At 39.0% G+C, this 20,510-nt stretch carries 15 protein-coding genes; 11 read left to right on the forward strand and 4 right to left on the reverse strand.

Translation table 11 applies throughout. From position 1 onward, the window contains the following. The first annotated feature begins 146 nt into the window (after positions 1-146). From ACO1O5_RS05605 to ACO1O5_RS05625, 5 genes are all read left to right on the forward strand, one after another. A complete protein-coding gene (locus tag ACO1O5_RS05605) occupies positions 147-2,546 on the forward strand; it encodes a glycoside hydrolase family 9 protein (protein WP_486268857.1) in 2,400 nt (799 codons plus the stop codon). 276 nt (positions 2,547-2,822) lie between these two features. Continuing rightward, complete coding sequence (locus ACO1O5_RS05610; protein ID WP_486268858.1) at positions 2,823-3,158, forward strand: hypothetical protein; 336 nt, start codon at positions 2,823-2,825, stop codon at positions 3,156-3,158. Positions 3,159-3,175: 17 nt separating this feature from the next. After that, entirely contained in the window at positions 3,176-4,417 is a 1,242-nt protein-coding gene (locus ACO1O5_RS05615) for a caspase family protein (RefSeq protein ID WP_486268859.1), read from the forward strand. Positions 4,418-4,431: 14 nt separating this feature from the next. Further along, positions 4,432-6,822, forward strand: coding sequence for a tetratricopeptide repeat protein (locus ACO1O5_RS05620; RefSeq protein ID WP_486268860.1), 2,391 nt, complete (start codon positions 4,432-4,434; stop codon positions 6,820-6,822). A gap of 401 nt (positions 6,823-7,223) precedes the next feature. Further along, the gene (locus ACO1O5_RS05625) at positions 7,224-7,940 is read left to right on the forward strand and encodes a DUF4397 domain-containing protein (RefSeq protein ID WP_486268861.1); all 717 of its coding nucleotides are present in this window, start codon (positions 7,224-7,226) and stop codon (positions 7,938-7,940) included. 101 nt (positions 7,941-8,041) lie between these two features. On the opposite strand, the gene ACO1O5_RS05630 is transcribed toward ACO1O5_RS05625, so the two are convergent. Further along, entirely contained in the window at positions 8,042-9,031 is a 990-nt protein-coding gene (locus ACO1O5_RS05630; protein ID WP_486268862.1) for a glycoside hydrolase family 43 protein, read from the reverse strand. A 527-nt stretch (positions 9,032-9,558) separates the two neighbouring features. On the opposite strand from ACO1O5_RS05630, the gene ACO1O5_RS05635 reads away from it, so the two are divergent. Beyond that, complete coding sequence (locus tag ACO1O5_RS05635) at positions 9,559-10,533, forward strand: hypothetical protein (RefSeq protein WP_486268863.1); 975 nt, start codon at positions 9,559-9,561, stop codon at positions 10,531-10,533. A gap of 116 nt (positions 10,534-10,649) precedes the next feature. Here the strand turns inward: ACO1O5_RS05635 and ACO1O5_RS05640 are convergent, their stop codons facing one another. Next, on the reverse strand, positions 10,650-11,006 hold the full coding sequence (locus tag ACO1O5_RS05640) for a hypothetical protein (protein WP_486268864.1): 357 nt from the start codon (positions 11,004-11,006) through the stop codon (positions 10,650-10,652). 129 nt (positions 11,007-11,135) lie between these two features. Beyond that, positions 11,136-11,921 (reverse strand): ThuA domain-containing protein, encoded by a 786-nt coding sequence (locus ACO1O5_RS05645; protein ID WP_486268865.1) that lies wholly within the window; start codon positions 11,919-11,921, stop codon positions 11,136-11,138. Positions 11,922-12,141: 220 nt separating this feature from the next. Here ACO1O5_RS05645 and ACO1O5_RS05650 point away from each other — a divergent pair, with 220 nt between their 5' ends. The 3 genes from ACO1O5_RS05650 to ACO1O5_RS05660 all read left to right on the forward strand — a co-directional run bounded on the left by ACO1O5_RS05650 (position 12,142) and on the right by ACO1O5_RS05660 (position 16,776). Further along, positions 12,142-13,248 carry a glycoside hydrolase family 18 protein gene (locus ACO1O5_RS05650; protein WP_486268866.1) on the forward strand — a complete coding sequence of 369 codons (1,107 nt, stop codon included), beginning with the start codon at positions 12,142-12,144 and terminating at the stop codon, positions 13,246-13,248. 43 nt (positions 13,249-13,291) lie between these two features. Next, a complete protein-coding gene (locus ACO1O5_RS05655; RefSeq protein WP_486268867.1) occupies positions 13,292-14,251 on the forward strand; it encodes a hypothetical protein in 960 nt (319 codons plus the stop codon). A gap of 92 nt (positions 14,252-14,343) precedes the next feature. Next, positions 14,344-16,776, forward strand: a complete 2,433-nt coding sequence (locus ACO1O5_RS05660) for a glycoside hydrolase family 3 N-terminal domain-containing protein (RefSeq protein ID WP_486268868.1) — start codon at positions 14,344-14,346, stop codon at positions 16,774-16,776. Here the strand turns inward: ACO1O5_RS05660 and ACO1O5_RS05665 are convergent, their stop codons facing one another. Further along, the gene (locus tag ACO1O5_RS05665; protein WP_486268869.1) at positions 16,777-18,606 is read right to left on the reverse strand and encodes a phospholipase D-like domain-containing protein; all 1,830 of its coding nucleotides are present in this window, start codon (positions 18,604-18,606) and stop codon (positions 16,777-16,779) included. It abuts the gene before it with no gap. Positions 18,607-18,954: 348 nt separating this feature from the next. Here ACO1O5_RS05665 and ACO1O5_RS05670 point away from each other — a divergent pair, with 348 nt between their 5' ends. Both ACO1O5_RS05670 and ACO1O5_RS05675 read left to right on the forward strand, forming a co-directional pair. Beyond that, the gene (locus tag ACO1O5_RS05670) at positions 18,955-19,740 is read left to right on the forward strand and encodes a peptidoglycan-binding protein (protein ID WP_486268870.1); all 786 of its coding nucleotides are present in this window, start codon (positions 18,955-18,957) and stop codon (positions 19,738-19,740) included. A 134-nt stretch (positions 19,741-19,874) separates the two neighbouring features. Further along, on the forward strand, positions 19,875-20,510 hold a 636-nt coding region (locus tag ACO1O5_RS05675; protein WP_486268871.1), incomplete at its 3' end, for an amidohydrolase family protein.

Here is a 20,510-nt window from a genome sequence, read left to right on the forward strand (position 1 = left end):
GCTCAAAGCTTTTAGAAAATTTTGACCACATCAGGACTTTTTATTGTACATAATTTAAGAATAACAGTCCCCGCAATCCGGCGCCAAAATAAAAAACATCATTTATCTTTTTTACCATTTACTTTGATCATTAATATCTTTTTGGAATGAACATGAACAACCACCTACGCATTACCTTTTTATTTTTTATTCTAGCCACATATTGTATCAACCCGGTTACAGCACAGGATGCTCATTTGATAAAGCAACTTCAACAAAGCAACTATCTCAACAAAATAATGAAGGCCGATTCTGCCAACATGGGCCTGACAAGATGGTTAAAAAAACCGGTGGAGAAGTCTCGCAGTTTAGCGCTCGCTTCAGATTTCAATTCGCTGCAACATACGGGGCCCGGTACTGTCCGGGTTGACCGTGAGAAAACAATCTCCGGGAATGGCAGTATTCTGCTGGAAACACCAACATCATTACCAAAAAAAAATCCAACCTACAGGGCTTATGCATTTCCAGAAGTGATACGGCCGCTCAAAGGAGAAAATCTTAATAATTATAACCGTTTTTCTGTATGGGTATATGCAGATGCTCCGGGCTTTTATTCCTTTTTTGTAGGATGTACTTTGTATAACGAAGGCAAACATATTATGCCTACGCCAGGGAGGTTTGAAGGGCAGCATTTTGTAAACGTGTACCCCGGTAAATGGCAACATATTATTTGGGAAATCCCTGACCTGTACCGCGATTCAGTAACGGGGTTTTCTGTAAGCATCATGATGACAGGCTCACCACAGGGCGCTGCTGATAGTATGAAGTTATATATTGATGACATGCGCATAGAACAAGTGCAACCGGAAAACACAAAAGGTTTTAAATTAAGAAACGATGCAATTGCGTATAGCCATAGCGGTTATAAAGCAGGAGCTTTAAAACAGGCGTTGGTTCAAAATGTGCCGGATACAAAATTTCAATTGATTGATGAAAATAATAAAATTGTATTCGGAGGCAATGGTAAAAAAATTGACAAAGGATTTGTTCAGTTGGATTTCAGCAACTTTAATACGCCCGGATATTATCATCTCAAAATTGGTAACATTACAACCAAAACTTTTCCTATTGGCAATGATGCCTACCTCGCTACGGCATGGCATACCCTCAATTATTTCTTTGCTGAAAGATGCGGCTACGACCAGCCCGGCATTCACCAATCATGCCACCAGGATGCAGTAACCGTGCACCCCGATGGCAGGCAGATAAGTGTGAGCGGCGGTTGGCACGATGCAGCTGATGTCACGCAGGGTGTAGATAATACAGCCCGTAGTGGAATAGCAATGTTGGAGTTGGCAAACTCGGTGAAGAATAAAACTAAAGCATTATATAGTCGTTTGCTCGAAGAAGCCCGGTGGGGCCTGGATTGGACGATGCGAACAAGGTTTGGAGATGGCTACAGAGATGGAGGGCTCATAATGGGCATTTGGAGTGATAATATCATCGGCACCAAAGATGATATGCGGGGAAAGGCTACGAACAGACCTGCTGATAATTTTATTGCAGCTTCTTATTGTGCCATGGCAGTTCCTTTTTATAAGGACGACGCCGTGTTTGCGCACTGGTGCCGCAGGAGTGCAATAGAAGATTTCATGTTCGCGACACTGCGACTCGATTCTTTTGTAACTGAACATAACGAAGTGGATCTGTACGCACTTGCCGTAGTATCTGCCATGAACCTATACCGGATTACGAAAGAACCATCTTACTTAGAGTCGGCCGTAAAATATGCTCGTGTTGTGATGGATTGCCAGCAAATGCAAAGGCAAACCGAATGGTCGATACCGCTGCATGGATTTTTTTATGAATCAAGAAAGAAAAAAAGGATACTCGCTTATTTCCACAAGAGTGATGAACAACTGATGATAGAAGGATTGAGTATGTTGCTTACGGATGCACCAGCAAACGCGGATGCTGTTTTATGGAAAGCATCCTGCCAGGCTTATGCAGATTACCTGCATGACATTGCAAGCGTGATGAAACCTTATGGAATTTTACCTTCTGCCGTATACGAACTGAACAATGCAGATTTCGAAGGTATTTATCACGAAGGCGATAAAGTCGGCATGCCTTCCATGGAAGAATACAATGCGCAGGTAAAAAATGGAATACACCTGGGCGGCAATTTTTATCTTCGACGTTATCCCGTAGCTTACCAGTTCCGCGGATTTTATGATGTATTGATGGCGAAAGCAAAGGCTGCTTTTATTCTTTCAGGCTTATTACAGGATAAATCGTTAAAAGATATTGCTACAAGGCAGCTTGAATATATCGTTGGCTACAATCCTTTTGCCATGAGCACTATTTACGGCGATGGCCACGACTATCCTCCCCTGTATGGCGCTTACGCCGGTGACGTCGTAGGTGCGGTTCCGGTGGGAATAGAGACTTTTGAAAACGATGATGAACCATATATGCCCATGCAGGTGAATGCTACCTACAAAGAAATATGGACCCGTACTACGGGCGATGTAATTTGGATGCTGTCGAAGCTTTTCGGGCATTGAGTTGTATGATAGAAATCGGTTTTGCTATCGTTACTAACGATGTTGAATAGACGAAATTAAATAGTAGGTAACCGCTGAAAATATTTCCCCTTATTTTTCGGGACAATGTTACCGTCTTCGCAGTAATTCTTACAACTATACTTAATCTGCCTTAACCATCTATACATTGAATAATCCCACAATTTCTACCGCATCAACCACTTACAAAAAAATATTATCAGCCGGGCGAAGCTGTGTGGTACATATTCAATAAATTAATAACTTTAAGAAAAAAATATGGACTTAACTATCAAAGTAGAAGGCGATGATGCTATAAGCGATGCAGAACAACTCAAAGATTTCCTGGAAACAAGAAATGCAGCGGGTTTAGACACCGTTGAAATGGCGAGGACCGGGCATGGAGAAGGAGAGCAAGGCCTCGGAAGATTTATTGGAAGCCTCATATTAAAACTAACCGGTTCGGATGAAGTAATTAAAGGCGTTGTTTCGCTGCTTAACAAATGGGCCGAACAACACGACAAAAGAATTTTTTTACCAAACGGAGTTATTATACCAGCTAACACGCTTACCGGAGAACAAATAATAGAATTGGTTGCCAAACTTAAAGCTTAGACTTAGATGGAACGACTATGAACCCCGATAAAACAAAAGTGATCCTTGTAGGCAATTCGAGATTCCCTGTGTGGGGTGGGGAGCAAAAAGATATTCCAAATATTGATCAGAATATTGAAAGATTAAAAGACATTTTTGTGCGATCCGTTTACTGCGGTATTCCTGATGATCCAAAACATCTTATCGTAATAAAAGATAAAACCTCGCGGGAAATTTTATTGCAGGTAAAACATGAAACTAAAAGTTCAAAAGAAAAAGGTGAATACGAGCGCTTGATATTTTACTACAGCGGCCATGGCATTCCCGGGGAAGATAATAAGCTATTTTTTGCCTCAAACGATACCGTAAGAAGCGACTATGAAATCACGTCTGTTGATTCACACCTTTTATTTTCTTATTTAAAAGGATTTGGCGCAAAACAATTAATTGTAATATTAGATTGTTGCTATGCTGCACAGGCAGGCGGATTGGGTGACGCCGATTCATTAATTGAACATAGTCTTCCTGCCCAGGAAATCAAAGACGACGAAAATGAAATTGGCGCTTACTATTTATACGCCGCGGGAAAAGACAATGTAGCTAAGTTTAATCCGAGAGAACCTGACCAACCTACCTATTTTACCAAGGCATTGCTAACCAGTGTTGAAAATGGAACAGGAACGGGTAAGGAAGTTATAACCATGGGTGAATTATGCAAACTGATCCGTAGCCAGATTATTAATTTCAACAATACACAGGCGATAGATATTCCCGACCCATGGCCAGTGCTGCAAGGTAACAACGTAGATAGCTTTCATTTTTGCTGGAACAAAAAATTTGAAACACAGGAAGATAAAGATTGGGCGGAGCTAAGGAAAAACATCGATTATGAAAAGATCAAAATTTTCTTAAAGAAATACCCTGAAACCAAGCTTAAAGCAGAGATCGAATCTCTCAAAACCAGGCTGTATGAAGGATTGGTGGCGTTAGGGGAAATGAAAGAATCAAAAGTCAATATAAAACTGGCAGATGCTATCATGAAGGCATATAATGATATTCCCTTCATTTACGAAGATGCTTATGCGTGGAAAGACGCACTTATGGAACGAACAGAGGCAGCCCTAAGAAGAATGAAGCCCGAAAAGACCGCATCTGGTAACAACAGTAAAGCCGCTGATTCAGATTCAAGACAGGAAATGAATCCATCGACCAGCACCTGGGGAGAATCTTTCTCATTGCCAAATGCGAGCAGCATGCCGCGTGAAAGCAGTCGATCATAGGAAAATGTAAGCATATGAATGAAACGGAAAACGATGTTCAGCTTCAAATTGAGGAAAAACTTAAGAAAATAAAAGAAACTCCTTCTGATTCCCTGAACTATAACGAGCTGGGAAATCTCTATTATATTGAAAAGAAAATTATTGAGGCCAAAGAATGTTACCTGCATGCAATTGAACTAAATCCAAACGTAGCGGTATATTATGAAAATCTTGGGCTGATGAACAAGGAATTATCGAGCTGGCAGGAAGCAGCCGACGCCTACGAAAAAGCTGTAGCGCTTGATCCTACATCAAACTTATATAATGATCTTGGCCTTTCGTATTATTCAATGAAAAATTATAGCGCTGCTGTAAGAAATTATCTTGAAGCAATTGAATTAGGGAAAGATTCAGCAGTGCTCTACAACAATCTCGGATTGGCTTATGAATCTGACGGAAAATTAGATGAAGCCGAAGCGGCATACCTTGAAGCTATAAAACTGGAACCAGAGAATTACAATTTCATAAATCAATTAGGCGTTTTTTATATCAATCAAAAAAAATACGACGTCGCCTTAAATTATTTGAAAGATGCTGTCCGCTTAGGCCAAGGCGAAGCAGTGCTGTATGAAAATCTCGCCCTTTGTTGCGAAAATCTAAGTCAATGGAAAGAGTCAGAAGAGGCATACCTCAGCGCAATTAAAGCGGATCCCGAAAATTCCATATATCCCAATTATCTCGGCATTTGTTTTTACAGGCAAAAAAAATATGAACAGGCTGTGGAGTATTATAGTAAGGCAATAAAAATCAATCCCGAATTGCCTGTATATTGGGAAAACCTTGGTCTTGCATACGAAGATGGAGGTAACCTTGAGGAAGCAAAAAGGGCCTACAAAAAATTGTTGGAACTGGATGGAAATAATGCTGATTATTATTTTAGATTAGCTTCCGTACTTGTGAGTGAAGATAATCTTCCCGAAGCCGTTAAAGTAATCAGGCAAGGAGTATCTTACGAACCGGACAACCCGGAGCTCTTGCAGGTACTTGGCCAGTACGAAGAAAAAATGGAGTCGTATGACGACGCTTTAAAAACCTACTTGCACGCATTGGAAATTAAGCCCGATGATGAATACTTCAATAACAGGGCAGGTATTTGTTTTTATAAAAAAGGTGAGAACGAAAAGGCGATTGAATTTTACCAGAACTCCATTTCTGCCAATCCTAAAGAAGCTATCTACTACGAAAATCTCGGGTTATGTTATGAAAAGTTAAAACGATGGAGAGAGTCTATAAGTGCATTTGAAAAAGCTATCGCCCTGGAACCGGCCCCAATTAAAAATAATTACAATTCATTAGGCATTGCTTATTATAACCTGGAAGAGAATCTCGGCAAAGCAGTTGAGTATTATAAAAAAGCGATTGATCTTAGCCCGGGAGAAGCTGTTTTATATGGCAATCTTGGGTTGGCCTATGAAAAAGCCGGAAACCGTGAAGAGGCCGAAAAAGCCTACCTGAAAGCAATTGAGCTTGAGCCTGAAAACTATTTCTACCATAATAGCATCGGTGTATTCTATTATTTACAGCAAAAATATGACCTTGCCATTGAACATTACAAGGAAGCTATTGCGTGTGAACCCAATAAGGAAGTTGTCTATGAAAATCTGGGATTAGCTTATGAGAAATCGGGCATGCCTGATGAGGCTTTGAAAGCGTATACGGACTGGCTATTAATAGAACCGGACAGTGAAATATTAAACAATAAAGCCGGAGAGATTTCTTATAAAGAAGGAAATTATGAAGATGCTATCCGCTATATTGAAAAAGCAATAAAAGTTAATCCCGACAACGTGGTATATTATGACAACCTGAGTCTTGCCTGCCAGTCAATTAAAGACTATACTGCTTCCCGTATGGCTTTGGAGAAAGCCATAAAATTAAGTCCGGGAAATGCAGAACGCATGAATAAAATGGGCCTTACTTATTTTTATGAAAAGGATTTTTCAAATGCAATTGAATATTATGAAAAGGCCATTGCACTTAATGATAAAAACGACGTTTACTATGATAACCTGGGACTCGCTTATGAAGAAATGAAAGATCAGATGAAAAACGCAAGGGCTTCATATGAGCGGGCACTGGCCATTTCATCGAGGAAAGATTATTTCTTTAACCTGATCGGGTTAACTCATTATAACGAGAACCGCATACCCGATGCTATTATCAATTACAAAAAAGCGATCGACATCAATGATAAAGAACCGGTTTACTGGTACAACATTGCATTGGCATACCATTCTATAGCCAACATACCGGAAGTAGAAAAAGCAATTAATAAAGCATCAGAACTTGACACTTCAAACACTTATAAAGAAAGGCTGGATTCTATAAGGGAGCAGCTTTCTGATGAGAAAGCCTCAACCAAATAACAGCCTGGGTAAAAAATATTCTGTGTTACACAAATCTCTGACTGGATTATTGTACCTCATCAATCCATAATATAACCCAAATGCCTAGACGCGGTTACGGGCATCAGGAATCGACACCCGGGAGTCAGGATAGTCTGTAACCCCGTTCTTTGGCCTATGCTAGAACAATGAGGGCAATTGTTTCCACCACAGTTAAAAAGAATTTTTCAGTGTTCATTTTTAGTCTGGATGACTGAGATAGTTTTCATTATAACAAGTGCACGATTTTAAGATGGATTTATTTTCATTGCAGTGGTTAAGACTCTTTTCAATTTTTTTAACTTTTATTAATAATTAATGGCATCATTCTTTCATAAATAGTGAGCACATAATTTTCCTTACCTATTAAAATTATTTTAACCATGAAAAAACATCTTTCAATTCTAATTCCCATTAGTGCCTTATTGTTAATGACAATTGCGTTTAGCGCTTGCAAAAAAACAGTAAATAATAACACGCATGCGCCGGCTGCCGGACTGATGGCCTTTAACCTTTCTCCCGATTCTACTTCTGTTGGATTTTCAATTGGAGGAAGTAAACTTACTTCAAGTCCATTGGGTTTTACCGAGTATACCGGGAAGTACCTGGGAGTGTCTCCGGGAACTCAGGATGTGAGTGTTATCGATTTCACGAGTGGAGCGCAACTGGCTACTACCAACCAGCTTTTTGCCGACAGTGCTTATTATTCTGCTTTTTTTGTAGGAACTACGGGTAACTATAAGAATATAATAGTAAAGGATAATTTCGACAGCCTTTCTTCAACAAGTGGACAGGCTTATGTACGTTATGTAAATGCCGTCACCGATTCATCATTGAAACCAAATGTTACCATCGCATCTAACGGAACGAACGTATGTGATACTACGTCAACATTCTCCACGGTTTCAGAATTTAAAGGAATCACACCCGGCAATATTACAGTAAACGTAAATGCCGAAACAAGCGTTAATGCCAGCCGTACCATAACAGTGGAGCAAGGAAAGATTTACACAATATTATTAGTTGGTTCACCAACTGCAACTGACTCGACAAAAGCGGTTCAAATTAAGTTCATCCAAAATGGACAGGTAACTCCATAATTTCGATTGGGAGTTAATAATAAACTTCGGAGTTGGTAGCGGCTTCGAAGTTTTTATTTTATCCACTTTTATATTGAGTTCTATATATCTCCCGGCCTTTTTTATTTTTCTAAACTGAATCTGTCAACACCTTCTTTGGTGATAACAACGGGCTTAATGAAACCTTTTGCATCGAAATACATATTGTCGATACAAACAACTCTCGAATTGCCATCTGTTTCACCCGGCGGCCTGCGATGATATACAATATACCATTTGTCGGTTCCCGGAATATGTATTACTGAATGATGACCTGCGCCGGTTGCAATTGCAGGATCTTGTTGCAATATTTTTCCTATTCGCTTAAACGGACCAAATGGAGAATCTCCTATTGCATAGGCGACACTATAATCAGGCCCGGTCCATCCGCCTTCAGACCACATGAAATAATATTTTCTATTTCGCTTAAACATAACAGAACCTTCTACATATCCATCAGGTGTTATTTCTTTAAAAGTCGTGCTGTCATTCAAAGGAACGAAGCCCGTAAAATCATTATTTAGCTTCGCGATATTACAATGCCTCCAGCCCCCATAAATGAGATAGTAGCTGCCGTCACTATCTTTAAAGACAAATTGGTCAATGGGTTGAGCGCCATTGTGAAATTTATCGATCAGCGGCTTACCAAGATAATCTTTATATGGACCTTCGGGCTTATCTGCTATGGCAACACCAATTCCACCAGGCTGCTGATCATTTTGAATATCGTTAGCTCCAAAAAAGAAATAAAACTTATTATTTTTTTCCACGATTGCGGGCGCCCACATGGCACGATGTGCCCATTTAATTTTTGATGTGTCTGTTATATCACTATGCTTGGTCCAGTTAACTAAATCAGGTGATGAAAACGCGTCAAAAAAAACCTGCTTGTCATATGGTGCCGAGTAGGTTGGATAAATCCAGTAAGTCTTTCCAAATATAGCAGCTTCCGGGTCTGCATACCAACCGGTAAATACAGGGTTGCCCGAACTTATGGAAGTGGTTTTTGTTTGTGCAAATAAATTACTGTTTGTAAATAGAAATAAGCCACAACAAAGAAAAAATCTATTCATATGACGACAATTGAAGAAAGAAATAATTTTTGATATTAGCGAAATTATCGGGCAAATATATCTAATAATTAACGGGATGTCGGCTTTGTAAAACAGATACACTAAAGAGTCAATAAACATTGTTCTTCCCAAAAAAATACCTGTAAAATTTTAAAATCTCTCTTTGGGATCCAGGGAACCAGATTGCATGTGAAACTAAAAATTTCGCCTTTGATCAAATAATTTTTTTTAATCAATTATTCCAATTAATATTTTACTGTTTAGTCTATTGCTTTTATAGATTATGATAAAAAGAATAGACAAGATTGAATTTAACATGAAATATTTTTAGTTGTTAATCCAATAAAGATCAACAAGATAGAAATTGTTTTTAGACGCCGATAATCGAATAATAAAAACATGGCACGATTATGGAATTTAAGAGGGAGAAGAGAAAAAAATAATTTCTTCATGATGTTTTTAACCTATCCTAAGACAGCTATAATTTAACATTAAAAAAAACATTTCTTAAACAAAAAATCAAAATTATGAGCGCTACCAATTTTCCAACGGCAACTACAGAACCCCAGGAACCAAGGAAAAATTTTAAAAATCTTATTATAGGAATATTAGCCGTTGCACTGGTTGGAACGGGTATTGCCCTGGTTGTAAATAAGAATAAAAGTGGAGAGACTATTCAACAGCAGCAAACACAAATTGCCACTGTAACGGATCAAAAAAGTGAAATACAAAAAAGCTTTGACGCATCTCTTGCACGCCTTGATTCCATGTCAACGTTGAATACAAGTTTACAAAGTAAACTTTCCGACGACAATAAAGAAATCTCTAAAAGAAAAGCAGAAATCCGCAGTATCTTAAATAAAAAGAATGCAACCGCTGCAGAATTATCAAGGGCAAAAACACTTATAGCCAGCCTCAATGATAAGATCAGCGGAATGGAACAACAGATTGCCCAGTTAACCCAGGACAATCAGAATTTAACCCAGGACAAGGCAAACCTTACGCAGGAAAAAGAAACACTTACGCAGAACCTCACAACCACAACGGCTACAAAAGATAGCCTGGCACAGAAAGTTGATGTTGCTTCTACGTTAAATGCTTCCAATATCGATATTACTCCTATTGATGTAAGGCATAGCGGAAAAGAAAAAGTTACCTCTAAAGCAAAGCGTGTAGACAAGCTCGTTATATCGTTCGATGTAAGCAATCGTATTGCGGCACCGGGTATGACAGATGTCTATGTTTGTGTAATTGGCCCCGATGGTAAACCAGTTTCTGAACAGGCTTTAAATTCAGGCACCTTTAAAACCCGTGAAGAAGGCGATAAAGCTTTTACTGCTAAACTACCGGTTGATATAGAAACTGCTAAAAAGAAGAGCGTTCAGTTTTCTTTTGCACCAGGAAATTTTCAGCAGGGTAATTACAAAATCGAAATATATCAAAATGGTTTCTTAATTGGTGAAGGAACACGCGAATTAAAGAAAGGCGGTTTGTTCAGCTAATTGAACATACTACAAACTAGTTGACAAATCACTCTTAATATCCTTAAAGAAAAAGCAGCCCCACCCCCGGCTGCTTTTTCTTTTTATAAGTTGACTACTTTCAATAATCCTCAAGGCTACTCAATAACAATCTCACCGGGTTTTGAAATAATTATTTCGTCTTTTCCCTTGTACTCTTTGATTTTGCCTGTTACGCAAATTTGCTTGTCTGAATATAATTCTTCAGGTACGTTGGAAAAATTATTTCTGTCCTTACTAAATATCACCAAAGTTAACGGGCTGGCAGGGTAAGCGGCACCTAAGTTTATAAACGTAACACCAGACCTGCCTAGGTATTTTGTACCATATACCTTTGAACAAACAGTTACATTTTCACCCACATGCTTTGCTACATCATCAATCTTAATTTGTGTTTGACTAAATGTTGGTCCTGCTATTAAAGCAGATAGCATTAACGTTAAAATACTTTTCATTTTTTTTCAATTAGGTTATTTAATGCATCAAAAATAATCAAGATGTAATCTTGAAAAATTTTATATTGTTTGCAGAAATGCACACGCCGCTCGCATCGCAAAAAAGAATAATGCAGATAAAAGTTGGCTTCACTTATTTCTTTTGCCAAGCCACAGAAGAGAATTAATTATCAGCTTATCCTGGATTGGGTTATTGAATGTGTGTGATAACGTTCGGTTGGTAGTATCCAATTTATGTTCGTAGTCAATATCGTTATGTCCCATATTAAAGTAGATCATCTTGTATTTTGTGTTGGTCCATACAACAGGATAATAACCGCTATGCCATATCTCACTCTGCTTCGGGCCGGTTCCCAATGAGTAACTTGAAGAATCTATAGACAACAAAATTTTTATTGAAGGATTTTTTCGCAGATCATGTTCCCATCGGTACCATTCATTAGGAGATGATTTAAATGTATGCGGTAAATTTTTTGTGGCCGGATAACTGGTATCTTCTACTTTAAGTATTGCAGACACAGGACGCCAGGTGTTGCTCACATACTGGCCGCATCCTAAAAATGTTTCATGATACCAATTCCAGTTCTGCGGAAACTCTGAGGGCGTTAATGCAAATGCTGCAAAGTGAAATCCCATCCAGCCACCTCCGTGTTCCATGTATTGTTGAAATGCTTCTCTTTGAGGTAAAGAATCAGGTCGCGTATCAAGGAAAATAACCACCTGGTATTTTGAAAGAAATTGCAGGTTTAACTTTCTCCAATCGTTGGTAGAGTCGTAAGTGAAATTATATTTAGCTGCAATCATTGGAAACCATTGATTGGCTTCGTGCACAAAACTTATATGTGCCTGATCGTTCCTGGCCGTGTAAAATGCAATCACTTTAAATGCGGGAGAATGGCTTTGTGACTTACTCACTTTTGCGCAATAACAGCACAAACCACAAAACAGAATAAGTCGAAGTGCGCTCTTATTTCTTTCACTGAAAAAAAATTGTATCATCTTAAGATTTCTTCCATTTGCTTCTTGCCATAAAAATATTGCAATTACAACAAAAGACTTTAGTTGATATTCGGGAAAACAAAACTTTCTTCTTTAAATTACAAACTTTTAAAAATCATTAAAACAAACCACTGCAATGATTCGACTTATTCCATTCGTTCTAATATTAGCTTTAACCACTTCGTTCTGCTACGCCCAAAAAGAAAAAGACAAAAATAATATTGCCGTTATAGCCTATTACGCGGGCAGGAGCAATACCATCGATAGTTTCGAAATTGAAAAACTTACTCACCTGATTTTTAGTTTCTGTCATTTAAAAGGAAATCGTTTGTCGGTAGATCATGCGTGGGATAGCGCTACTATCCGGGATATGGTGAGTTTAAAAAGCCGCAACCCACAATTAAAAATAATTCTATCACTCGGAGGTTGGGGAGGATGCAAAACATGTTCAGTTGTTTTCTCAACAAAGAAAGGAAGAAAAGAATTTTCCAAATCCGTAAAGGAACTGTGCAATTATTTTGGAACTGATGGAATTGATCTTGATTGGGAATATCCAACTATTTCAGGCTTTCCCGGGCATACATACGGGCCGGAAGACAAACCAAACTTTACTGCGCTCATCAACCAGCTCAGAAAAAAATTAGGAAAGAAAAAAGAAATCAGTTTTGCGGCAGGAGGGTTCACAAAGTATATCGATTCATCTGTTGAATGGAAAAAAATAATGCCGAAAATAAATCGTGTAAACCTGATGAGCTACGATTTAACATCAGGCTTTAGCAAATTTTCCGGCCATCACACAGCTCTCTATTCCACAACCGACCAGGTTGAATCTGTTGATAATGGAGTGACCAGGTTAATCGCAGCGGGAGTTCCTCCCGGAAAGATTGCAATTGGCGCTGCTTTTTATGCAAGGTTGTTCGAAGTAACAGACACAGCCAACCATGGGTTATACCGGCCTGCACACTTTTATCATGGCCTGCCCTATCGCCGTTTCGCAGATACAATAAATGCGAATAACGGATTTACGCAATACTGGGATACCTTAGCAAAAGCCCCTTATGCATTCAATGCTGAGCGGAAATTACTGGCGACATATGACGATAAGGAATCTATAAAACTTAAGACGGAATATGTTATTAAGAAAAAATTAAACGGAGTTATGTTTTGGCAATTAGGAGAGGATACTTTCACTAACGGCCTTTTAAATGTTATAGACGAAGTAAAGAAGGAAGAAGATAATTAGAAAATTTGTTCTGTATATCATACAATTTTACGGAAAGTTGGAAATGCATAAGCTCAATAAAATTTTATTGCATTATTTATTGTTCTTCATCTGTTCTTCGGGAAGTTGCCTACTATTAGGCCAATCCCGAGATGATACCTCTTATTCATTTTCAATAATACCGGATGTTAGAATAACAATTAACGCACCTGTAAATCACAATGCAAACAAGACAATAATTATTCTCTACGGTTTACCCAATGGAAACACCACAGAACAAACCATGGGTAAAAAATTAAATGAAGGTGATGATTGGCGATACGATATTCAGCACATACTTGCGCAAACAAAATTTGTAAGAAGCAAATTGCGTAATACAAACGTAGTAGTAGCTTACCTTGAAAATTCCTTTGAAAGCTGGCCGCTCTGGAAAAGCAAGCATGTTGACCATGCCTCAATTGCTAAGAGAATCGTTGATACGATATATAACTTTATATCATCAAGACAAAAAGCAATTTACCTGAGCGGCCACAGCGGCGGTGGTCGCTTACTATTTAGTTATCTGGATGCTGTTTCAACTATTCCTGCCTATGTAGAACGAATTATTTTTCTAGACAGCGATTACGGATATGATTCATCTTATCTGCCTAAACTAAAATCATGGATTGAAAAAGATAAGAGCCATTACCTTACTGTTTTTGCCTACAACGACAGCATAGCGTTGTACCATGGAAAAACTTTTGTTTCGGCAACCGGCGGAACTTGGTACAGAAGTCACCTGATGCTGGCGCAACTGTCTTCTTTTTTTACATTTGAAAAGACTGAAGATGACAGTCTTATTGTTCTTAGATCAAAAGATAATCACATCCAATTTTACTTCAAAACCAACCCGGTTAAAAAAATCTTTCACACAACGCAGGTTGAATTGAATGGCTTTATTCATTCCGTTTTATCCGGAACCAAATACGATTCGAAGGGCTATCGATACTTCGGAAAAAGAGCTTACAGCGATTTTATCGAATAAATTATTTTATCATAAGTTTGTTTATACATATACTCACCTTGAAATAATAGCATGTCATTCTATCGCTATCATTTCACAAACATTAAAATTCTATGAACCACAATGGTAAGTTTTTCTCGATAACTTTTCTTCTCTTTTTAATATTCGTTTCTAACGATCTCATCACACATGCTCAAATAAATATTTATCACAAGGGATGGATTGATTTTAATAAGAACGGCAAGATGGACGTTTTCGAAGATCCCGCGCAATCGGTTGAGAAAAGAGTTGCAGATCTATTATCGCAGATGAATGTAGATGAAAAGACTTGCCAGATGGCAACATTATACGGTTACAGGAGAGTCTTAAAAGATAGCCTGCCAACACCCGAATGGAAAAACGAAATCTGGAAAGATGGTATTGCCAACATTGATGAACAATTGAATGGCGTTGTGAATGGGCCCGCAAGATATTATTCGAGCACCCTGACTTATCCATATAGCAATCATGCTGCTGCAATTAATCAAATACAAAAATGGTTTGTTGAAGAAACGCGTTTAGGCATTCCCGTTGATTTCACCAATGAAGGAGTTCACGGGCTCAATCATGACAGGGCTACTCCGTTGCCGGCGCCTATTAGTATTGGCAGTACCTGGAACAGGGATCTGGTTTTGCAGGCGGGTAAAATTGAAGGCCAGGAAGCGAAGGCGTTAGGTTATACAAATATTTATGCACCTATCCTGGATGTTTCACGTGATCCACGCTGGGGAAGGGTTGTAGAAACCTATGGCGAAGATCCCTACCTTATTTCCGAATTGGGAATTCAAATGGTAAATGGCATTCAAAGTGAAGGTGTGGCATCTACTCTAAAACATTTTGCCGTGTATAGCGTACCCAAAGGAGGCCGCGATGGAAATGCAAGAACTGATCCGCATGTTGCCCCAAGAGAATTACAGGAAATGTTTTTATATCCTTTCAGGAAAGTCATTGAAATGGCACATCCAATGGGTGTGATGGCAAGCTACAACGATTGGGATGGCGTTCCTATAATAGCCAGCTATTATTTTTTAACCAAATTGTTGCGTGAAGTTTTTGGATTTACCGGTTATGTCGTTAGTGACAGCGAAGCAGTTGAATATGTATTCTCTAAGCACCATGTTGCAGAAAATTATAAAGATGCAGTAAGGCAGGTCGTGGAAGCAGGATTGAACGTGCGAACAAATTTTACCCAGCCAAAAACATTTATTTTACCGTTGAGAGAATTAATTAAAGATGGAAGCATCAGCATGCAAACTATTAACAGCAGGGTTGCAGATGTTTTAAGAGTAAAGTTTAAACTCGGGCTTTTCGATAGCCCATACGTGAAAGATGTAAAAGCTGCTGATAAAATTGTCGGAACCGATAAGCATGAAAATTTTGTAATGGAGATGGAACGCCAGACTTTAGTTCTTTTAAAAAATTCAAACAACACCTTGCCGCTTGATAAAAATAAATTGAAAAAAATTTTTATCACCGGACCTCTTGCAGCAGAAACAAACTACGCAATCAGTCGCTATGGCCCTAATCATATTCCTGTTACATCCGTACTGGAGGGTATAAAAAATTATCTCCCAAAAAATATCCAGGTTAATTATTTAAAGGGATGTGAAGTAGTGGATAGTACCTGGCCCGAAAGTGAGATCATTCATACGCCGCTTACTGTGGAGGAAGAACAATCTATAACGGATGCCGTAAACGAAGCAAAACAAAATGATGTGATTATTGCTGTTCTGGGTGAAGATGTTGCACGGGTTGGTGAGGGATTATCCCGCTCAGGACTTGATTTACCCGGCAGGCAGGAACAGTTGCTAGAAGCATTACAAGCGACCGGCAAACCTGTGGTTTTGGTTTTAATAAACGGACAGCCGTTAACCATCAATTGGGCAAATCGTTATGTCCCCGCCATTCTAGAAGCATGGTTTCCTAATCAATATGGGGGCAAAGCAATTGCAGCGACCCTATTTGGTGACTATAATCCCGGAGGTAAGTTGTCTATCACTTTTCCCAAGACTGTCGGACAAATTGAATATAATTTCCCTTTCAAGCCAGGCTCACAGGCCGACCAGGGCAGAAAAGAATTTAGCTATGGTAATACACGTGTTAATGGCTCACTGTATCCTTTCGGGTACGGATTGAGCTATACAACATTTAGTTACAGTAATCTTGTTCTTACACCTGATGTACAAAAGCAACATGGAGACATACAAGTAAGCGTTGACGTTAGTAACACGGGAACGAGAAAAGGTGATGAGATTGTGGAACTTTATGTAAAGGACAAAGTAGCCAGTGTTACCACTTACGATTCTCAGTTGAGAGGCTTTGAAAGAGTTTCGTTAAACCCGGGCGAAACCAAAACCATCCGCTTCACTCTTCATCCCGAAGATCTGCAAATCCTGGACAGGAATATGAACTGGACAGTTGAGCCGGGTGAATTCGAAGTAAGAATAGGAGCATCATGCGAAGACATAAAACTTAAAAAAGATTTCACAATAGTAGCGGCAGATTAATTAAGCATTGAGGTGTGGCCTGATGAGTAACTCCTTTTCCACGAAACGCAAATCATTGGGATCATAGTACTTATTAACCCAATTACTTTCTGAACTGCCGTGCAAATAGAAAGTATTGGCAGGGGTACCCGCCGCTGGCATTACCGGAGGCTGTGTTCCTTTAATGGCTAATGCATTCCTCCATTCAAAATGATCAACAAGGCGCATAGCTTCAATCGCAAAAACAGTTACGGCATTTCTATTACGAATCTCCAGCAGGTTATCTCCGTTGGACTGTTCCGGTCCAAATGCCAGGTTACTGCTGCCGCAATAAACCACGGGGTTTGCTCCTTTAAAATCCACCACCACAAATTTGTGATGTACACTGATACCAGGTGTTTTGGATTCTTCCTCAAAAGGTTCGGGTAAAATATATTCACCCGGTTTGCCAGCAACCAACACACCTCTCTTGCTATTCGGTTTATAAAGCATTACACCATTCTGCTTGTCAGCCATTACGTCTGTAATTCCGTAAGTGAAAACATTTTCAGCCTTTACCTGTGTATGTAAAGCGTCGAGAATGCTGCTGGCACTTCTATCGTTCATCACTGCAAATAATACGTCGCTTTGCGCACTTAATATTCGCTGGCTTATCAGGTCAAAGAAGGCTGTGGCAACATCCTTACTATGCGGCGAAAAGCGTATACTCATGTCCGGTATACCACTTATATTTTCAAATTCGAATGATGCAGCCTGGGCGAGTCCTGTCTTAAATGATTTCATTTTTACAACCGTATCCGAATCGCTTGTCCCAAAACTTGCATTAAAGACATCATCATAAGCCTGCGCCACCTTTATATTCTGGAAGATAATAACGTGATTGGCATTTATATAAAGTCCGTTAGTTGAAAAATTTGCTGAACCCGTCACAACCTTGACAGGTTTGCCGTCAAACTTTTGAATGAATATTTTTGAATGACTGATAGAAAGATATTTGCCTCTTACCAATGCGGTTTTATCAAGCGCTTCCTGTTTAAAGAGTGCATCAAATTTTGTTTCAAAATCATTGTCGCCGGAATGACTGGCAGAACTATCAAGAATTATTCTCACTCTCCCTTCTCTTGCCAGTTGAATTAATTGGCTGCAAATATCCGGCTCATCCAAATCGTAGGCAAAGACATCTAAACTCATTCTTTTATTTTTGACCGTTTCATCTAAAAAGTCAAACAAAGCCATGCGAGCCTGCCATCCAAGCCATTTATATTGATCTTCAAAAGTATATTGTCCGAACGCCGGATTGGCAACCTGGTTCGTGCTGTAAATTAAATCAGTATCATTCGGTCTTATTTTATTATTCAATCCAAAATGTCTTGAATATGCCTGCGACTCAATAAATCCCCGCGTAAAATTAATTTGCGTCTTTCCTGATTTATAAGGACTAACATCAATAGTGATGCTTACTGTGAGATCTTTATTGAGCGCCTGCAATTTATTGTCAACAAGATAGCGCGGTGTTATATCATACTTATAATCTCCATAAATGTATTCATGAACCTGGCTGTGTGTACCCGGCACGTGCACCCAACTAAACCTCTGCAGGGGCGCATAATTCATTTTGTAAATATTAATTTTCGCAGGATCCAATTTGCTTGCCGCAATTACATCCGGCGAATAGGAAATGCGGTTATAGAGATAATAAGCCCTTGCACTTTCGCCTGGCGGCGTAACTTTGATGCTGAACCCTGTAAAATTCTCAATGAGCTTTTTATCGACGTCAAAGCATAAAAGTGTCATCGCATCACCTTTATACGCCCTCACGCTTGTTCCGTTTTTTTTAGCAAATTTTTCCATTGGTAAAATATTTAAGAAATATCTATTTCATTATAAAGCTTAAGAATCAATCTTACAGTCTTTAAAAACCTGCTTGTAATTTTTTTTAAAGATTAAATGCAGCGATAGAATAAAACCAGGATGTGAAACAAATGTTGTGAATAAATCTGATATTATCAATAGATAAAAAAAGTATCTTAATCTTCACCTTTACTTGGATTTGTAATATTTATTTTCAAATTTTGAGACCGTTAGTCACGAATCAAATTCGTCTCTGACAAAAATAAATTCATACCCTTTGTAAAAATGTATTGTCCTGCCTTATAAATTTTTTTTTGATATTTATTTTCTTGCACATTAAAAATTTATATGGCACTTCAATTGAATGATTCCGGCACTTTAGTAAAAGACTGGCAGAAGTTCTTACAAAAACAAGGATTCTTAACTGCAACTCCAGACGGCGATTTTGGTACAATTACAAGAGATGCAACTAAAGCGTTTCAAAAATTTTATGGCATTCAGCAAACAGGCGTTGCCGGCAGCCTCACCTTTGGTAAAGCTTATTCATTGGGTTTTAATCCGGATAATGAACCTCCACAGCCGCATATAAACACCGATCAGAAAATGATGCAATGGATTAAAGATAACCTTGGCACCACAATTAAAAACGCAATAGCAAGCAGCGAATACACTGAAGATTGGCTCGCAGGAATATGCGCCCGAGAAACCGGGTTTTTATTTACACGATATGCTAACCAGGCGCTGCCTTTTGACAAGATTTGCAATTTAATGAAGGGCGATTACGGAAAGCGCCCGACAGATGCAGCAAAACAATATCATGGATTCGGTTTCTGGCAAATTGATATCGCATCTTTCCCATCATTCATAAATTCCGGTAAATGGACTGACCCCGGTGCTACCGCCCAAATGGCCGTTACTATATTAATTGGAAAAGCAAAGTTCCTTGAGCAGAAAGGGTGGAAAGCGAAACTCCAGGGAACCATGTGGGAAAGGGCAGTTACTGCGGCGTATAACTGCGGCGAAGGCAATGTGAACATAGCACTTGCTGCCAATCTCGATATAGATTCTTATACTTTCGCGAAAGACTATTCAAAAGAAGTTTTTCGATATCGCGGTATTTATCAAAACTTATAACCCGCGCCGGTTTTTTCTTATGGAAATTAAAATTGATTAACGAATATTTGCTGACTAGTTGACAAGTTTTAACGAAATTTATTTAATTATTTTTTAACCCTATCTTCGCGCAACCAAATTTTTTCATAAACCTAATGAAGGTTTTAATAAAAAGAGCCAATATTGTTTCACCCTCCTCTCCTTTTCATGGAACATTGCAGGATATTTTAATTGAAAATGGAATTATTACAGATATTGGAAATGACCTAAAGAGCAGCGCTGACAAGACAATCGGGAAAGATGGCCTCCATGTTTCGTCAGGGTGGGTAGATTGCTTTGCAAACTTTTGCGATCCAGGCCAGGAATTTAAAGAGACACTTGAGACTGGCGCTAGTGCTGCCGCGGCCGGGGGGTTCACCCGGGTAATGCTTGTGCCTAACACCAGTCCTGTTGTATATAATAAGAGCCAGGTTGAATATCTTATCCAGAAAAGTAAAGGATTACCCGTACAAATTTTTCCAATAGGATCAGTTACGAAAAATTCAGAAGGCAAGGAATTAAGTGAAATGTATGATATGCATAACACTGGTGCAGTCGCATTTTCCGACGGTACTAACCCTGTTCAATCATCCGGCATTTTACAAAAGGCACTGGAATACATTCTGGCTATCGGCGCCACTATTATTCAATTACCAGATGATAAAAGTATTGGCTCATCCGGATTAATGAACGAAGGCGCTATTTCCACGCGACTTGGATTGGCAGGTAAGCCCGCCATTTCAGAAGAACTA

The organism is Ginsengibacter sp. (assembly GCF_057362405.1).